General features: G+C 70.0%; 1 protein-coding gene (only partly in view). It reads left to right on the plus strand.

The whole window is internal to a non-ribosomal peptide synthase/polyketide synthase gene (locus D7D52_RS07230; RefSeq protein ID WP_120735610.1) on the plus strand: the coding sequence, 44,625 nt in all, runs 13,807 nt past the left edge and 10,807 nt past the right edge, and what appears here is coding positions 13,808-33,818 — codons 4,603 (partial) to 11,273 (partial); the first codon wholly inside the window starts at position 3. The start codon and the stop codon both lie outside this window.

The raw sequence follows: 20,011 nt of genomic DNA on the forward strand, positions 1-20,011 counted from the left end.
CGATCGCGGGCCGTGGCGAGCGCGCGCTCGACGACCTGGTCGGCATGTTCGTCAACACCCTGGTGCTGCGCACCGAGGTGCGCCCGGACGCCGCCTTCCGCGACCTGCTCGCGCAGGTGCGCCGCACCGACCTGGCCGCCTTCGCCCACGCGGACGTGCCGTTCGAGCGGCTCGTGGACGTGCTCAGCCCCGTCCGCTCGCAGGCGCATCACCCGCTGTTCCAGGTCGCGCTGACCTTCGAGGCCGCCAGCGCCAGGGACGCCCAGGCGGTGTCGCTGCCAGGGTTGGAGCTCGAGGTCGTCGAATTCGACCCGGGCACCGCCAAGTTCGATGTGCAGCTGACCGTGAGCGAGCGCGCCGACGGCTCGCTGGGCCTGTCGTGGAACTACGCCACCGATCTGTTCGACGCCGAGACCGTCGCCGCCTTCGCCGAACGCCTGGTGCGCATCCTGCGCACGGTCGCCGACGAGCCGGCCGCGCTGCTCGGTGACATCGACCTGCTGGGCGAGGGCGAGCGCCACGATGTGGCCGAGCGCTGGGTCTCGGCGGGCGCGGACGTCGGCGACTCCGACGCCACCCTGTCGTCCCTGTTCGACCGGGCCGCCGCCGCGAACGGCGAGCGGGTCGCGGTGCGCTTCGGCGACGAGGAACTCACCTACACCGAGCTGGATCGGCGCGCGAATGTGCTGGCGCGCAGGCTGATCAGCGAGGGCGCCGGACCCGAACAACTGGTCGCGGTGCTGCTGCCGCGCTCGGCCGATCTCGTCGTGGCGCTGCTGGCCGTGATCAAGACCGGCGCGGGCTACGTGCCGCTGGATCCGACCTACCCGGCCGACCGCATCGCCTACGTGCTCTCGGATGCGAAGCCCACCAGCGTCATCACCGATTCCACGGTCACCGTCGAGCTGCCCGCCGAGCTGAACACCATTCTCCTGGACGGGTTCTCGCTGGAAGCCGGCGATATCGAGGATGCGGCCGATACGCCCGTCACCGACGCCGACCGGCGCAGCCCGCTGCATCCGGATCACGTCGCGTACGTCATCTACACCTCCGGCTCCACCGGCCGCCCCAAGGGCGTGGCCGTGGCCCACCGGAATGTGGTGCGGCTCATGGCCAATACCGATCGCGAGTTCGGATTCGGGGCCGAGGATGTGTGGACGCTGTTCCACTCCTACGCCTTCGACTTCTCGGTGTGGGAGCTGTGGGGTCCGCTGCTCTACGGCGGCAAGCTCGTCGTCGTCGACTACTACGTGTCGCGTTCGCCCGAGCAGTTCCTGGAGCTGCTGCGTCGCGAGCAGGTCACGGTGCTCAACCAGACGCCGTCGGCGTTCTATCAGCTCGCCGAGGCCGACCGCCTGGCCGCCGGGGACGCGCACCCGCTGGCTCTGCGCTACGTGATCTTCGGCGGTGAGGCGCTCGAGCTGCGCCGCCTCTCGGACTGGATCGCCCGCCACGGCGATGCCAGCCCGTACCTGGTGAACATGTACGGCATCACCGAGACCACCGTGCACGTGTCGGTGCGCGTACTGGATGCCGACACCATTGCCGCCGCCACCGGCTCGGTCGTGGGCCGGGCCATCGCGGGCCTGCGGGTGTACGTCCTCGACGACCGCCTGCACCCGGTGCCGGTCGGTGTCGCGGGTGAAATGTATGTGGCCGGACCGCAATTGGCGCGCGGCTACCTGGGTCGCCCGGACCTGTCGGCGGCCCGTTTCGTGGCCAGTCCGTTCGGAACCGCGGGGGAGCGGCTGTACCGCTCCGGAGACGTGGCGCGCTGGAACCGCTTCGGCGAGCTGGAATACCTGGGCCGCGCCGACGACCAGGTCAAGGTGCGCGGTTTCCGCATCGAGCTCGGCGAGATCGAATCCGCGGTGCTCGCGCAGACCGGTGTCGCGCAGGCGGCGGTCATCGTGCGCGAGGACCAGCCGGGCGATCAGCGCATCGTGGCCTACGTGGTGCCCGAAGGCGGCCTCGCGCCCGCCACCGACGCCATTCGCGACGGTGCGGCCGAGCTGCTGCCGTCCTACATGGTGCCGTCGGCCATCGTGGTGCTGGATGCGATCCCGTTGACCGTCAACGGCAAACTGGATCGGCGCGCCCTGCCCGCCCCGGCGGTGCAGGCCCGGGCGTTCCGCGCGCCGGAGACGCCGGTGCAGGAGACCGTCGCGGGCGTCTTCGCCGAGGTGCTCGGCCTGGACCGGGTCGGCCTGGACGACGACTTCTTCGACCTGGGCGGCAACTCGCTCATCGCCACCCGCGTGGTGTCGCGCATCGGTTCGGCGCTGGATACGACGGTCGCGGTGCGCACCCTGTTCGAGGCCACCACCGTCGAATCCCTCGCCGCCCGAATCGAATCGCACGCCGACGGCGCGTCCCGCGCCAAGCTGGTCGCGCGCACCCGCACACCGGGCGAGCTGGTGCCGCTGTCGTTCGCGCAGCAGCGCATGTGGTTCCTCAACCAGTACGACACCCATTCGGCGGCTTATAACCTGCCGCTGGCCATCCGTCTGACCGGTGAACTCGACACGGCCGCTTTGGAACTCGCGGTCGCCGACGTGGTGCGCCGCCACGAGTCGCTGCGCACCCGTTACCCCGAGCACGGCGGCACCCCCATGCAGGTGGTCGTCCCGGCCGAGGAGATCGCCCTCGATCTGCGGCCGGTGACGGTCGCGGCCGAGGACCTGACCGCCACGGTGACGGCGTTCGCCACCCTCGGTTTCAATGTCGCCGAACAGGTTCCGCTGCGTGCCCGCCTGTTCCGCGTCGGCGGCGAAGATTCCACCGAGCACGTGCTGGTCGTGGTCGTGCACCACATCGCCGGGGACGGTTTCTCCATGTCCCCGCTGGCCCGCGACGTGATGGTGGCCTACACCGCCCGCACCCAGGGTGCGGTGCCGGGCTGGGCCCCGCTAGCCGTGCAGTACGCCGACTTCGCCGTCTGGCAGCGCGAAGTGCTTGGCTCGGAAGAGGATTCGTCCTCGATCATGGCGCGGCAGGTCGCCTACTGGCAGCGGGTGCTCGGCGGTGTGCCGGACGAGCTGGCGCTGCCGACCGACCGGCCGCGGCCGGCCATAGCCTCGCATCGCGGTGCGACCCTGACCCGGGCATTGTCGCCCGAGCTGGTCGGCAAGCTGGAAGACGTTGCGCGGCAGCGCGGTTCGTCGCTGTTCATGGTCATGCACTCGGCGCTGGCGGTGCTGCTGGCCCGGCTGTCGGGCGGCGACGATATCGCCGTCGGCACCCCGGTGGCCGGACGCGGTGAGGCCGCGCTGGACGACCTGGTCGGCATGTTCGTCAACACGCTGGTGCTGCGCACCGGTATCGAGCCGGGCGAGTCGTTCACCGATCTGCTGGATCGGGTGCGTCACACCGATCTCGATGCCTTCGGCAATGCCGATGTGCCGTTCGAGCGGCTGGTGGAACTGCTCGCGCCCGAGCGCTCGCAGGCCCGCAACCCGCTGTTCCAGGTGATGCTGGCCTTCCAGAACCTGGATCGCACCAGCATCGAACTGCCCGGCCTGACCGTCGGCACACTGGATCTCGACGAGAACATCTCCCGCTTCGACCTGCAGTTCACGCTGTCGGAGCAGGACTCCGGGATGACGCTGGCCCTGACCTACGCCACCGATCTGTTCGACGAGGCCACCGCGGCCGGGTTCGCGCAGCGCTGGCTGCGGGTGCTGGACGCGGTCGCCGCCGACCCGGAGATCGGGGTCGGCGCGATCGACATCCTGGACGCGAGCGAACGCGCCGATCTGGTGGCCCGCTTCGGCCTGCCGGCCGTCCCGGCGCGCACCCTGCCGGAGCTCATCGCCGACGCCGTCGCCATCGATCCGGCCGCGCCCGCGGTCGTGTTCCACGCCCATACCTCCCAACGGGCTGGACGCAGTCTGTCCTACGGCGAGCTGGACGCGCGCTCGAACCGCTTGGCGCGCTTGCTCATCGAGCGCGGCATCGGCACCGAGGATCTGGTCGCCGTCGCGGTCCCGCGCTCGGACGACTCCTACTTCGCCGAGTGGGCGGTGTCCAAGACCGGTGCGGCGTTCGTACCGGTGGACCCGAACTATCCGGCCGACCGTATCGCGCACATGGTCACCGACTCCGGTTCGCCGGTGGGTCTGACCGTGGCGTCGGTGCGCGCGGACATGCCGGACTCGGTCGAGTGGCTCGTTCTCGACGAACTGGACCTGGATGCGTTCGCGGACACCGCGATCGCCGACGACGAGCGGGCCCGCCCGCTGCGTCCGGAGCACCCGGCCTACGTCATCTACACCTCCGGCTCCACCGGCGTCCCCAAGGGCGTCGTGGTCACCCATGCCGGTCTGGCCAACTTCACCGTCGAGCAGGCCGAGCGCTACGCGCTCGACTCCTCCTCGCGCGCACTGCATTTCGCATCGCCGTCGTTCGACGCGTCGATGCTGGAGTTCCTGCTGGCCATCGGCAAGGGCGGCACCCTGGTGGTCGTCCCGCCGGGCACCTACGGCGGCGAGGAGCTCGCCGAGCTGATCCGGCGCGAGCAGGCCACGCACGCGTTCATCACCCCGGCCGCGCTGTCGACCTTCGGACCGGCGGGCTTGGACTCGCTGCGCGTGTTGGTCGCCGGTGGCGAAGCCGTGCCGGCGGATCTGGTGGAGAAGTGGGCGGTTCCGTTGGCGGACGGCACGATTCGTGCGTTCCACAACGGTTACGGCCCGACCGAGACCACCATCATGACCAATATCAGCGACGCGCTGGTGCCGGGCGAGCTGGTCACCATCGGCGGCCCGATCCGGGGCATGCAGTCGCTGATCCTCGACAACCGCCTGCGCCCTGTTCCGGTGGGTGTCGCGGGTGAGCTGTATCTGTCGGGCATCCAGCTGGCGCGCGGCTACCACGCGCGGCCGGGCCTGACCGCCGAGCGCTTCGTCGCCAACCCGTCGGTGCCCGGGGAACGCATGTACCGCACCGGCGACGTGGTGCGCTGGACCGCGGACGGCCTGGTCGAATACGTCGGCCGTTCCGACTTCCAGGTCAAGGTGCGCGGCTTCCGTATCGAGCTGGGCGAGATCGACGCGGCGCTGGCCTCGCACGAGAGCGTGGACTTCGCGGTCACCGTCGGCCACAAGAACGCCGCCGGCGCGACGTCGCTGGTGTCGTATGTGGTTGCCACGCCGGGCCATTCGATCGATGTGGCGGCCGTGACCGCGCATGTCGAGGGCCGTCTGCCCGCCTACATGGTGCCGTCGTCGGTGATGGTCATCGATCGGGTGCCGCTGACCCCGGTCGGCAAGCTGGATCGCCGGGCGCTGCCGGAGCCGGTCTTCGCCACCGAGGTGGTGTTCCGGGCGCCGCGCAATGCGCTCGAGCACACCATCGCCGAGGTGTTCGCCGAGGTGCTGGGTCTGGAGCGGGTCGGTATCGACGATTCGTTCTTCGCGCTGGGCGGCGACTCCATCGTCTCCATCCAGCTGGTGTCGCGTGCCAAGGCGCGCGGCGTGGTGTTCTCGCCGCGCGACGTGTTCGAGCAGCGCACCGTGTCCGGGCTGGCCGCGGTCGCGGAAACCACGGACGGGCAGACGGATTCGACCCCGCAGCTGAGCGAGCTGCCCGGCGGCGGCGTGGGTGTCATGCCGTTGACCCCGGTGGTGCGGTTCATGGCGGGCCGGTCGGGCGAGTTCGGCCGCTTCAACCAGAGCATGGCCCTGGAGCTGCCGGTCGGCATCGACCGGGCGGGTATCGCGGCCACCGTGGGCGCGGTCATCGACCGCCACGACATGCTGCGGGCGCGCCTGCGGCGGGTGCCGGACGCGGACTGGATCGTCGAAACCGCCGCCGCGGGAACGATCGACGCGGATGCGCTCATCGACCGCACCGAGTTCGACGCGAACGCGACCGACGAGCAGCTGTTCGAGATCGCCACCGCCGCATTGGATGCCACGCTCGACAAGCTGGATCCGGCTGCGGGACAGGTGATCCGGTTCGTGTGGCTGGAGCCTTCCGATGCCTCGCGTGCCGGTCGCCTCGTCGTCGCCGCGCACCACCTGGTGGTCGACGGTGTCACGTGGCGAATCCTGGTGCCGGACTTCGTGTCCGCGTGGGGGCAGATCTCCGCCGGACAGACCCCCGAGCTGGTCGCTCCCGCGACGTCCATGCGCACCTGGGCGCACGCCCTCGAGCGCGAGGCCGCCACCGAGGAGCGCGTCGCCGAGCTGGCGTTCTGGCGCGGCGTCGTCGAGGGCCCGGATCCGCTGCTCACCGAGCGGGCCATGGATCCGGCCGTGGACGTCACCGCCACCATCGTCAAGCACAAGGTGGAGCTGTCGGCCGAGGCCACCAAGTCGCTGCTGACCACGGTGCCGGCGCTGTTCCACGGTGGTGTCAACGACGGTCTGCTGACCGCACTCGCGTTGGCGGTGGCCAAGTTCCGCGCCGCCAAGGGCCTGGGGGAGAAGTCTGCTTTGGTCCGGCTGGAAGGTCACGGCCGTGAGGAAGAGGTCGTGCCGGGCGCGGATCTGTCGCGCACGGTCGGCTGGTTCACCGCCATCTTCCCGGTGCGTTTCGACCTGTCTGCCATCGACGTGGACGCCGCCCTCACCGGCGGTCCGGCCATGGGCCGTGCCATCAAGGCCGTCAAGGAGCAGCTGCTGTCGGTGCCCGACAAGGGCATCGGTTACGGCCTGCTGCGCTACATGAACTCCGACACCGCCGCGCAGCTGCCCAAGCAGCTGCCCGGCCAGGTCTCGTTCAACTATCTGGGTCGCGTCGCCGAGGGCGATGTGCCCGAGGCGCTGCGCGGCTTCGGCTGGATTCCGGCGCCGGAACTGTCGGAGCTGGCCGGGGCCTACGACGCCGACATGCCCGCCATGGCCCCGATCGACATCAACGCGATCGTGGCCGGCGACAAGCTGACCGCGCAGATCGGTTACCCGAGCACCCTGCTCGACGCCGAGACCATCGCGGAATTCGCGGCGCTGTGGATCGCGGCACTGGAAGCCGTTGCCAAGCACGCGGATTCGGCGCGGGCGGGCGGGCACACCCCGTCCGACTTCGGCCTGGTGCGCGTCACCCAGCGCGATATCGACGACTGGGAACAGCGCTACGGCGAGATCGACCAGGTGTGGCCGCTGTCCGCGCTGCAGGGCGGTCTGCTCTTCCACGCGCAGCTCGCCGCCACCTCGGTGGACGTCTACACCGCGCAAGCCGTGCTGACCCTCGAGGGACGCGTCGACGGCGACCGGCTGCGGTCGGCCGCGCAGGCGCTGCTGGACCGCCACGAGATCCTGCGCACCGCCTACGTGAACGACGCCTCGGGTATCCCGGTGCAGGTGGTCGTCGACGGCGTCAAGGTCGCCTGGGCCGCACACGATCTCACCGATATCGCCGACGCGGACGCCCGCGCCGCGCGGGCCGCGGAGATCCTGGCCGCCGACCGCGTCCAGCGTTTCGACCTGACCGAGCCGCCGCTCATCCGCTACACGCTGGTGCGCACCGGCAAGGACAGCTACCAGCTGGCCGTGGCCAACCACCACATCCTGCTCGACGGCTGGTCCATGCCGCTGCTCATGCAGGACCTGCTGGTGCTCTACGCCACGCACTCCGACACCGCGGTGCTGCCGCCGGTGCGGTCCTACCGCTACTTCCTGGAATGGGTTGCGCAGCAGGATCGTTCGGCGTCGCTGGCGGCGTGGCGGAACTCGCTGCGCGGCGTCTCCGAGCCGACCCTGCTCACCCGTCCCGACGCGGGTCGCGAGATCACCGCGCTGTCGGGCGAGTACTTCTTCGAGCTCGACGAGGCCGCGACCGCGCGCCTGACCGCGCTGGCCGCCGAGATCGGCGTCACCCCCAATACCGTGCTCCAGGTGGCCTGGGGTCTGCTGCTGGGCCGGCTCACCGGTCGCGAGGACGTGCTGTTCGGCACCACCGTCTCCGGCCGCCCGGCGCAGCTGGCGGGCGTGGAGTCCATGGTGGGCCTGTTCATCAACACCGTCCCGGTGCGGGTCGCCTTCGACCCGGCCGAGTCGGCGCGCTCGCTGCTGACCCGCACCCAGGGCGAGCAGGCCGACCTGCTCGATCACCACTACGTGGGCCTGGCCGACATCCAGTCGGCCGCCGGCATCGGCGGATTGTTCGACACGCTGGTCGTGTTCGAGTCGTATCCCGTTGACGCCGAAGGCATTCGCGCCCAGGCCGCCGACATCGACGGCATGGCCGTCACCGGCCTGGACGCCGCCGACGCCACCCACTACCCGCTGACGCTGATCGCCCAGCTCGACACCCGCCTGCGCATCCGCGCCGGCTACCTGCGCGACCTGTTCGACGAGGACACCGTCCGCCGCATCGCCGACCGTCTGGTGCGGGTGCTGACCGCGCTCACCACCGAACCCGCTGCGGCCGTGGGCGATATCGAACTGGTCGACGCCGCCGAGCGAGAGCTTGTGGTGACGACGTGGAACGACACCGCATTCGACGTCGACGCAGCCTTGGCGGCACTCGTCCCCTCGTCATCCCGGCATGCTCTTGGCCGGGATCCACACGACGAGGCGTTGGATTCCGGCCGAAAGCACGCCGGAATGACGGTCGCGGATCCGAACACACTGGTCGCGCTGTTCGAAGCGCAGGTCGCACGGACTCCCGACGCGACGGCATTGAGCTTCGAGGGGACAAGTCTGTCCTACGCCGAGTTCGGCGACCGGGTGCACCGCCTGGCGCGCTGGCTCATCGAGCGCGGCGTGGGCGCGGAATCGTTTGTGGCGCTGGGTATGCGCCGGTCCATCGATCTGGTGGTCGGCATGTACGCGGTGGCCGTGACCGGTGCCGCTTACGTGCCGCTGGATCCCGATCATCCGGCCGAGCGGATCGAGTACATCCTCGAGACCGCCGATCCGGTGACGGTGCTGACCTCCGGTGAGGATCTGGCCATCGACACCGCGCAGGTGCGCATCGACGCCGTCGATCTGGCCGGCTACTCCGGCGCACCGCTGACGGATGCGGAACGCCGTGCGCCGCTGCGGGATTCGAACACCGCCTACGTCATCTTCACCTCCGGTTCGACCGGCCGCCCCAAGGGTGTGGCGGTGCCGCACGCGGCCATCGTCAACCGTCTGCTGTGGATGCAGGCCGAGTACGGTCTGACCGCCGACGACGTCGTGTTGCAGAAGACCCCCGCCACCTTCGACGTGTCGGTGTGGGAGTTCTTCTGGCCGTTGCAGATCGGCGCCAAGCTGGTCGTGGCCAAGCCCGAAGGCCACCGGGATCCGGCCTATCTGGCCGATCTCATCGCCCGGGAAAGCGTCACGGTCACCCACTTCGTGCCGTCGATGCTCGCGGTATTCGTGGCAGAGGAGTCCGCTGCCCGCTGCACCAGCCTGCGCATGGTCTTCGCCTCGGGTGAAGCCCTGGCGCCCAAGCCCTCGCACAAGCTGCGCGAGCTCACCGGGGCCGAGCTGCACAACCTGTACGGCCCGACCGAGGCCGCCGTCGACGTCACCTACCACCAGGTCGTCGACGCCGACGTGGACTCGGTGCCGATCGGCCGCCCGGTGTTCAACACCCAGGTGTACGTGCTGGATTCGCGACTGCGGCCGGTGCCGGTCGGCGTCGCGGGTGAGCTGTATCTGGCCGGTGTGCAGCTGGCACGCGGCTACGTGGCGCGCCCGGACCTGTCGGCGGATCGCTTCGTGGCCAACCCCTTCGGGGACGGCGAGCGCATGTACCGCACCGGTGACCTCGTGGTGTGGACCACGGACGGCGAGCTGGACTACATCGGCCGCACCGACTTCCAGGTGAAGCTGCGCGGTCTGCGCATCGAGCTCGGCGAGATCGAATCCGCGCTCACCGCACTGGATTCCATCGCCCAGTCGGTCGTCGTGGTGCAAGCGCGGGGAGGCGGAGCGCACGACCCGCACGCGGGCGATCAGCTGGTCGGCTACGTCATTCCCGCCGCGGGCCACACCGTGGACGTGGAGAAGGTGCGCCGGGAGATCGGCGAGAGCGTCCCGTCCTACATGGTGCCGTCGATCCTGATGGTGCTCGACGAGTTCCCGCTCAACGCCTCCGGCAAGCTGGACCGCAGGGCGCTGCCCGCGCCGGTGTTCGAGGCCGCGGTGTTCCGTGCGCCGGTGACCCCGGTCGAGCAGATCGTGGCCGGGGTGTTCGCCGAGATCCTCGGCCTGGACCGGGTCGGCTTGGACGACGACTTCTTCGCCCTCGGCGGCAACTCGCTCATCGCGACCCAGGTCGCGGCGCGCCTGTCCGCGGCGCTGGACACTCACCTTGGTGTGCGCGAGATCTTCGAGTCCTCGACGGTGGCCGCGCTGGCCGCCAAGGCCGAAACCCATTCCGGCACCGGCACTCGCCAGGCGCTGACCGCGCAGGAACGCCCCGAGCGGCTGCCGCTGTCACTCGCGCAGCAGCGCATGTGGTTCCTCAACCGGTTCGATCCCGAATCGGCCGTGGACAACATCCCGGCGGCCGTGCGCCTGTCGGGTCTGGTGGATCGCCAGGCGCTGCAGATCGCCGTCGCCGATGTGCTGGCGCGGCACGAGTCGCTGCGTACCCGCTACCCCGAGATCGACGGGCAGGCGTTCCAGGAGATCGTGCCCACCGGGCAGGTCATCCCGGACCTGACCCCGGTCGAGGTGACCGAAGCGCAACTCCCGCAGGCGCTTTCGGAGTTCCTATTGACCGGTTTCGACGTCACCGCCGAGGTGCCGTTCCGGGCCCGGCTGTTCGAGATCAGCCCCACCGAGCACGTGCTCGCGCTGGTGGTGCACCACATCTCGGCCGACGGCTTCTCCATGGGCCCGCTGACCCGTGACGTCATGACCGCCTACGGCGCGCGCGTCGAGGGCGGCGAACCCGGCTGGCAGCCGTTGGAGGTCCAGTACGCCGACTTCGCGCTGTGGCAGCGCGCGGTGCTGGGCGACGAGTCCGACGCCGAATCGGTGATCTCGCAGCAGGTTTCGTACTGGCGCGACTCGCTGCGCGGCCTGCCCGATCAGCTCGATCTGCCCTCGGATCGGCCGCGTCCCGCGGTCGCTTCGGGCCGCGGCGCGACCCATGTCTTCGATATCGAGGCCGACACCCACGCCAAGCTGGCCGAACTCGCCCGCACCCGCGGCGCGACCCTGTTCATGGTCATGCATTCGGCGCTGGCCGCCCTGCTGGCGCGGCTGTCGGGCGAGTCCGATATCGCCATCGGCACCCCGGTCGCCGGTCGTGGCGAGCGGGCGCTGGACGACCTGATCGGCATGTTCGTCAACACCCTGGTGCTGCGCACCGAGGTGGACGGCGGTCGTGGCTTCACCGACCTGCTGGACGCGGTGCGCGCCACCGACATTCAGGCGTTCGGTCACGCCGATCTGCCGTTCGAGCGGCTGGTGGAGATCCTCAACCCGGCCCGCTCGCAGGCCCGGCATCCGCTGTTCCAGGTCATGCTGTCGTTCCAGAACACCGGCATCACCGAACTGGAATTGCCCGGTCTGACCGTCAGCGCGGTCGACCTGCCCATCGACACCGCCAAGTTCGACCTGCAGCTGGTGCTCACCGAGCAGTTCACCGCCAGCGAGGTCGCCGGCAACGGCCATTCCGCCCCGTCGGGTATGACCGCCGAACTCATCTACGCCACCGACCTGTTCGACGCCGCCACCGTGGCGCGCTTCGCCGATCGCTTCGACCTGCTGCTGCGGGCCATCGTGGCCCGGCCGGAGCGGGCGCTCGGCGATATCGACCTGCTCGTGTCCGGTGAGCGCACCCGTGTGCTGCGCGACTGGAACCGCACCACCGCGGACGTGGATTCGGTGCTGGCGGAACTGACCTCGGGCACGCTGTCGGCGGAGACCACCGCCGAGGGCGAGATCGTGCGCAGCGCCTCCGGCGATGCGGGGGAGACCCTGGTCGCGCTGTTCGAGGCGCAGGCCGCGCGGACTCCCGACGCGACCGCGGTCGCGTACGAGGGGACAACTCTGTCCTACGCCGAGTTCGGCGCACGCGTGCACCAGCTGGCTCGCAAGCTCGTGGCGGCGGGGGTCGGCCCGGAGTCCCTGGTGGCCTTGGGCATTCGCCGCTCCCTCGATCTCGTGGTCGCCATGTACGCGATCGTCGAGGCCGGTGGCGCATACGTGCCGCTGGACCTCGATCAGCCCGCCGACCGCATCGACTACGTGCTCGAGACGGCGCAGCCGGTGTGCGTGCTCACGACCTCACGCGATGCTTTCGAGCTGTCCAGCCCTCGTCATCCCGGCGCGCTTCTTGGCCGGGATCCACACGACGAGGCGTTGGATTCCGGCCAAAAGCACGCCGGAATGACGGAGGTCCTGCGCATCGATGAGCTGGACCTGTCCGGCTACTCGGATGCGCCGCTGACCGACGCGGATCGTCTTGCGCCGCTGCGGGCTTCGAACACCGCGTACGTGATCTTCACCTCGGGTTCGACCGGCCGCCCGAAGGGTGTGGCGGTCAGCCACAGCGCCATCGTGAATCGTCTGGTGTGGATGCAGGCCGAGTACGGGCTGACCGTTACCGACGTGGTCTTGCAGAAGACCCCCGCGACCTTCGACGTGTCGGTATGGGAGTTCTTCTGGCCCTTGCAGATCGGCGCGAAGCTGGTCGTAGCCAAGCCCGAAGGCCACCGGGACCCGGTGTACCTGGCGGAAACCATTGCCCGCGAAGGCGTTACGACAGCGCACTTCGTACCCTCGATGCTCGCGGTGTTCGTCGCCGAGCTCGAGTCTTCGATGGCTGCGAAGGGGGACAGCTCGCTGGTTCGCGGCGCGTCCCGTTCTGGACTGAGCGGAGCGGGGGAGCGAAGCGGAGGAGCGGAGGGAGGGAAGAACGGGACTCCCAGCGCCGCGGACCCCGCCCCGAAGCGCAGCGGAGGGGCAGTCGGGCAGAGCCTGCGGCTGGTCTTCGCTTCCGGTGAGGCGCTGCCCGCACCGACCGCGCAGCGGTTGCGCGCGGTGACCGGCGCGGCCCTGCACAACCTGTACGGCCCCACCGAGGCCGCGGTCGACGTGACCTATCACGAGGTCACCGACGCCGATACCGAGACCGTGCCGATCGGCCGCCCGGTTTTCAACACCCAGGTGTACGTGCTGGATTCGCGTCTGCACCCGGTCGCGCCGGGTATGGCGGGGGAGCTCTACCTGGCCGGCGTGCAGCTGGCCCGCGGCTACGTGGCGCGCCCCGACCTGTCGTCGGATCGCTTCGTGGCCAACCCGTTCACTCCGGGCAAGCGCATGTACCGCACCGGTGACCTGGTCACCTGGACCGCGGCGGGCGAGCTGGAGTATCTGGGCCGCACCGACTTCCAGGTGAAGCTGCGCGGTCTGCGCATCGAGCTCGGCGAGATCGAGGCGGCGTTGACCGCCCACGAGTCGATCGCCCAGGCAGTCGTGGTGCTGCGCACGGACGATCGCACCGGCGACGCGCTGGTCGCCTATGTGGTCCCGGCGTCCGCGCCGACCACCGAACCGGTCGCGCTGGACGCGAACGTCCTCGACACCGAAGCGCTGCGCACCCACCTGGGTGGCCTGCTGCCGTCCTACATGGTCCCGGCCGCGTTCGTGGCCCTGGGCGGCTTCCCGCTCAGCGCCAACGGCAAGCTGGATCGTCGCGCGCTGCCCGAGCCGGAGTTCGCCGCCCGCGAATTCCGCGCTCCCGCAACGCCCGCCGAGGAGATCGTGGCGGCCGTCTTCGCCGAGGTGCTCGGCCTGGACAGCCCGGTCGGCGCGGACGACGACTTCTTCGAACTCGGCGGCAACTCGCTGATCGCCACCCAGGTGGTGGCGCGTGTCGGGCAGGCATTGGACACCCGGATCCCGGTTCGCGCGCTGTTCGACGCCCCGACCGTGGCCGGACTGGCCGCTCGCGTTCAGGCGCAGGCGGGCACCGGTGCGCGCAGTGAACTGGTCGCCCAGCAGCGGCCGGACGAGATTCCGCTGTCGCTGGCTCAGCAGCGCATGTGGTTCCTCAACCGCTTCGACACCGCGTCGGCCGTCAACAACATCCCGCTGGCGGTGCGCCTGACCGGCGATCTGGACACCGACGCCCTGCTGGCCGCCGTCGGCGATGTGCTCGAGCGCCACGAGGTGCTGCGTACGGTCTACCCGGAGAACGCCGAAGGCCGTGGCGTGCAGGTCATTCTGCCCGCCGACCAGGTCCGCCTGGACTCGGCCGCCGACGCCGGTATCCATGGCGGCGGGACTGGTCTGTCCCCGATCGCGGTGACCGAGGCCGAGTTGCGCGACCGCATCGCCGGGCTCGTGCTCACCGGCTTCGACGTGACCGCGTCGGCCCCCGTGCGCGCCGGACTGTTCCGCGTCTCCGACGCCGAGCAGCCCACGCACGTCCTGGTTTTCGTGGTCCACCACATCTCCGGTGACGGCTGGTCGGTGCGCCCGCTGGCGCGCGACGTGATGATCGCCTACGCCGCGCGCGCCAATGGCGAAGCGCCGCAGTGGGCTCCGCTGCCGGTGCAGTACGCCGACTACGCGCTGTGGCAGCGCGAGACCCTCGGCGACGAGGACGACGCCGATTCCCTGATCGCCCAGCAGGTCTCCTACTGGAGCAGCGAACTGGCCGGGCTGCCCGACCAGATCGACCTGCCCTCCGACCGGCCGCGCCCGGCGGTGGCGTCCAATGCCGGTGGGGTGCACCAGTTCTCGATCGACGCCGAGCTGCTGACCGCGCTCAACGGCTTGGCGCGCGAGCACGGCGCGTCGCTGTTCATGGTCGTGCACGCCGCGTTCGCGGCGCTGCTGGCGCGTCTGTCGAACGGTGACGACATCGCCATCGGCACCGCGGTCGCCGGTCGTGGCGAGCAGGTCCTCGACGACGCCATCGGCATGTTCGTCAACACCCTGGTGCTGCGCACCGCGGTCGATTCCGGTGCGAAGTTCACCGAGCTGCTGGCGCGCACCAAGGACACCGACCTGGCCGCCTTCGGCCATGCGGACCTGCCGTTCGAGCGGCTGGTGGAGATCCTCAACCCGGCCCGCTCGCAGGCGCGGCATCCGCTGTTCCAGGTGATGCTGTCGTTCCAGAACACCGGTGAGGCCACCTTCACCCTGCCGGGTCTGGAAGTCGCGGGCGTGCCGCTGGACGTGGTCACCGCCAAGTTCGACCTGCATCTCAACCTGACCGAGCGTGCGGACGGCGACGGCATGACCGCCGAATTCGCCTACGCCACCGACATGTTCGACGCGCGCACCATCGCCGCGTTCGGACAGCGCCTGGTGCGGCTGCTGTCGGCCGTGGTCGCCACCCCGACCGCGCTGGTCGGCGATATCGAGCTGCTCGACGAGACCGAACGCCGTCAGGTGCTGCGTTCCTGGAACGCCACCGAGTACGACGTCAAGCGCGTCGCCCTCGGCGGTAAGAGGCGCTCCGCCTCCCCGCGCTTCGACACCGAGGTCACCCTGGCCTCGATGTTCGCCAACCAGGCCAAGCACACCCCGACGCTCACCGCCCTGGTGTTCGAGGGTGAGAGCCTCACCTACGGCGAGTTCGCCGCCCGCGCCAACCGGCTCGCGCGACACCTGATCGCCGAGGGCGTCGGCCCGGATTCCTATGTGGCCCTGGGCATGCGCCGCTCCTTCGAGCTGCTGGTCGGCATGTACGCCGTCACCCTCGCCGGTGGCGCCTACGTGCCGCTGGACCCCGACCACCCGGCCGAGCGCAACCAGTACGTGCTCGACATCGCACAGCCGGTGTGCGTACTGACCACGTCACGCGACAATTTCGAGCTCACCCCACCCCGTCATCCCGGCGCGCTTCTTGGCCGGGATCCACACGACGGGGTGGATTCCGGCCAAAAGCACGCCGGAATGACGGGTGGCACACTGCTGATCGATGCACTGGACGTGTCCGGATACTCGGATGCCCCGATCACCGACGCCGATCGGGTCGCTCCGCTGCGGGGTGACAACACCGCGTACGTGATCTTCACCTCGGGTTCGACCGGCCGCCCGAAGGGTGTGGCGGTCAGCCACTCCGCGATCGTCAACCGCCTGGTGTGGATGCAGACCGAATACGGTCTGTTCGACGACGACGTGGTGTTGCAGAAGACCCCTGCCACCTTCGACGTGTCGGTGTGGGAGTTCTTCTGGCCCTTGCAGATCGGCGCGACCCTGGTCATCGCCAAGCCCGACGGGCACCGCGATCCCGGCTACCTGGCCGACCTGATCATCGAAACCGGTGTCACCACGGCGCACTTCGTGCCGTCGATGATGTCGGTGTTCGTGGCCGGTCTGGAAGCCGACGCCGACAAGGCGGCCGCGCTGACCACGCTGCAGCAGGTCTTCGCCTCCGGTGAGGCGCTGCCCGCGCCGACCGCGCAGAAGCTGCGCGAGCTCACCGGTGCGCGCCTGCACAACCTGTACGGCCCCACCGAGGCCGCGGTCGACGTCACCTATCACGAGGTCCTCGACAGCGACACGGTGTCGGTGCCGATCGGCGCGCCGGTGTTCAACACCCGTGTCTACGTGCTGGATTCGCGTCTGCACCCGGTCGCGCCGGGTGTCGCGGGTGAGCTGTACCTGTCGGGCGTGCAGCTGGCGCGCGGCTATGTCGCGCGACCTGACCTGACCGCCGACCGCTTCGTGGCGGACCCGTTCCACCACGGCGAGCGCATGTACCGCACCGGCGACCTGGTGAAGTGGACCGGCCGCGGGGAGATCGAATACCTGGGCCGCACCGACTTCCAGGTGAAGCTGCGCGGTCTGCGCATCGAGCTCGGTGAGATCGAATCCGCGTTGACGGCAATCGAATCCATCGCCCAGTCGGTGGTCGTGGTGCGCAGCGACGAGCGGCTCGGCGAGCAGCTGGTCGGCTACGTCATCCCGGCCACCGGCCACAGCGTCGACCTCGACGCGGTGCGCGCCGAACTCACCGACGGTCTGCCCGGCTACATGGTGCCGACCGCGTTCGTGGTGCTGGACGCCTTCCCGCTCAACGCCTCCGGCAAGCTGGACCGCAAGCAGCTGCCCGCGCCGGTGTTCGAGGCCAAGGTCTTCCGGGCCCCGTCCACCCCGATCGAGGAGATCGTCGCCAACACCTTCTCCGACGTCCTGGGCGTCGGCCGGGTCGGCCTCGACGACGACTTCTTCGAACTCGGCGGCAACTCGCTGATCGCCACCCAGGTCACCGCCCGCCTCGGCGCGGCGCTGGACACCCAGCTGGCGGTGCGCGATCTGTTCGAGGCGTCCACGGTCGCGGCGCTGGCCGCGCGGGTGGAGCGCAATGCCGGATCCGGCCGGCGGCCGAGCCTGGTCGCCGGTGAGCGGCCCGAGTTCATGCCGCTGTCCCCGGCGCAGCAGCGCTACTGGTTCCTCAACCAGTTCGACACCAGCACCTCGGCGGTCGACAACATTCCGCTGGCGGTGCGCTTCACCGGCGCGCTGGACCTGTACGCCATGAAGCAGGCCATCGGCGACGTCATCGCCCGGCACGAGGTGCTGCGCACGGTGTACCCGCGCTCGGCCGACGGCCCGCACCAGGTCGTGCTGCCCACCGCGCAGACCGACCTGACGCTGGTGCCCGAGGACGTGACCGAGGGCGAATTGCTCGGTAAGGTCATCGAATTCGCCATGACCACCTTCGACGTCACCGTCGAGGTGCCGCTGGCGGTCAAGATGTTCCGCATCTCCGACAGCGCCACCACCCAGCACGTGCTGGCGTTCACCGTCCACCACGTCTCCGCCGACGGCTCCTCCATGGGCCCGATGGCGCGCGACATCATGGCCGCCTACGTGGCCCGGGTGAACGGCGATGTGCCGCAGTGGACTCCGCTGCCGGTGCAGTACGCCGACTACGCGCTGTGGCAGCGCGAGGTGCTCGGCCGCGAGGACGACGCGGAATCGCTTGCCGCCCAGCAGGTCTCGTACTGGACGCGGACGCTGTCGGGGCTGCCGGATCAGCTGGAGCTGCCCACCGACCGGCCGCGTCCCCCGGCGCAGTCGTTCCACGGCAAGGCGCTGCGCTTCGACATCGACGCCGAACGCCACGCCAAACTGCACGAGCTGGCGCGCGCCAACAACGCGTCGCTGTTCATGGTCGTGCACGCCGCGCTCGCGGTGCTGCTGGCGCGGCTCTCGGGCACCGACGACATCGCGGTCGGCACCCCGATCGCGGGCCGCGGTGAACGCGAACTCGACGATCTGATCGGCATGTTCGTCAACACCCTGGTGTTCCGTACCCAGGTCGACGGCAACGCGAGCTTCGCCGATCTGCTCTCCGAGGTCCGCGAACGCGACCTGGAGGCGTTCGCCAACGCCGACGTGCCGTTCGAGCGTCTCGTCGAGGTGCTCAACCCGGTGCGCTCCACCGCGCGCAACCCGCTGTTCCAGGTGGGCCTGTCGTTCCAGAACCTGGCCGAGACCGCCTTCGAACTGCCGGGCCTGCACGTGGCCGCCGTCGAATTCGACTCGCAGCTGGCCAAGACCGACCTGCACGTCACCCTCTACGACCGCTACACCGAGGACGGCACCCCCGCCGAGATCCTCACCGAATTCGGTTACGCCACCGACCTGTTCGACGAATCGACCGTGCGGTCCTTCGCCGACCGGTTCGTGCGGGTGCTCGATGCCATCCTCGCCGACACCACCGTCGCCGTCGGTGACATCGACCTGCTGGACGAGGCCGAGAACACGCGAATCCTGCAGCGCTGGAACGACACCGCGCAGGATGTGGACTCGGTGTTCGACGGCGCGAGCACCGCGACCCTGGTCTCGCTGCTCGACAAGTCGGTGGCCGACGACCCGAAGGCCATCGCCATCGTGGCGGATTCCGCCGACGGGGCCGAGCAGCTGACCTACGCCGAGCTGGATGCTCGCGTCAACCAGCTGGCGCGTGAGCTCATCGCGCGCGGCATCGGCACCGAAGACCGCGTGGCGCTTGCCATCCGCCGCTCCACCGACCTGGTCGTCGCCATGTACGCGGTCGCCAAGGCCGGCGCCGCCTACGTGCCGATCGACCCGGACCAGCCCGCCGAGCGCGTCGGCTACATCCTGGAGACGTCGGCCCCCGCGTGCGTGCTCACCACGGCCCGCGACGGCTTCGAGCTGCCTCAGCCCCGTCATCCCGGCGCGCTTGTTGGCCGGGATCCACACGACGAGGCGTTGGATTCCGGCCAAAAGCACGCCGGAATGACGGTGGAAGTGCTGCGGATCGATGAGCTGGAGCTGTCCGGCCATTCGACCGCGCCGGTCACCGCCGCCGAGCGGGTGCGGGAGTTGAGCGCCGCCAACACGGCGTACATCATCTTCACCTCTGGGTCCACCGGCCGCCCGAAGGGTGTGGCGCTGCCGCACGGCGCGGTCGTGAACCAGTTGCTGTGGAAGGTCACCGAATTCGGGCTCGATCCGGCCGATGCGGTGCTGCTCAAGACCGCCGCCACCTTCGATTTGTCGGTGTGGGAATTCTGGTCGGCCGTCGCCTGCGGTGGCCGCCTGGTCATCGCCGCGCCGGACGGGCACAAGGATCCGGCGTACCTCAACGAGCTGATGGCGCGCGAATGGGTGACCACCCTGCACGTGGTGCCGTCCATGCTGGACGCGCTGCTCACCGACGGCCTGCCCGATTCGCTGTGGCGCATCCTGGCCATTGGTGAGGCGCTGCCCGGCCCGCTGGCGCAGCGCGTGCTGCGGGAGCGGCCGCGCACCGAACTGTTCAACCTCTACGGCCCGACCGAGGCCGCGGTGTCCATCACCAACCACCGCGTCTCCGCCGGCGACGAGGTGTCGGTGTCCATCGGCTCGCCCGAATGGAACTCCCAGGTGTACGTGCTGGATTCGCGCCTGCGGCCGGTGCCGGTGGGTGTCTCCGGTGAGCTGTACCTGGCCGGTGCGCAGCTGGCGCGCGGCTACTTCGGCCGCCCCGACCTCACCTCGGATCGTTTCGTGGCGAACCCCTTCCGCTCCGCCTCCCCGCGCTTCGGCAACGGTTCCCGCATGTACCGCACGGGTGACCTGGTCGCCTGGCAGGACAACGGCGAACTCGAGTACCGGGGCCGCACCGACTTCCAGGTGAAGATCCG

The sequence above is a fragment of the Nocardia yunnanensis genome (assembly GCF_003626895.1).
Classification (GTDB): domain Bacteria; phylum Actinomycetota; class Actinomycetes; order Mycobacteriales; family Mycobacteriaceae; genus Nocardia; species Nocardia yunnanensis.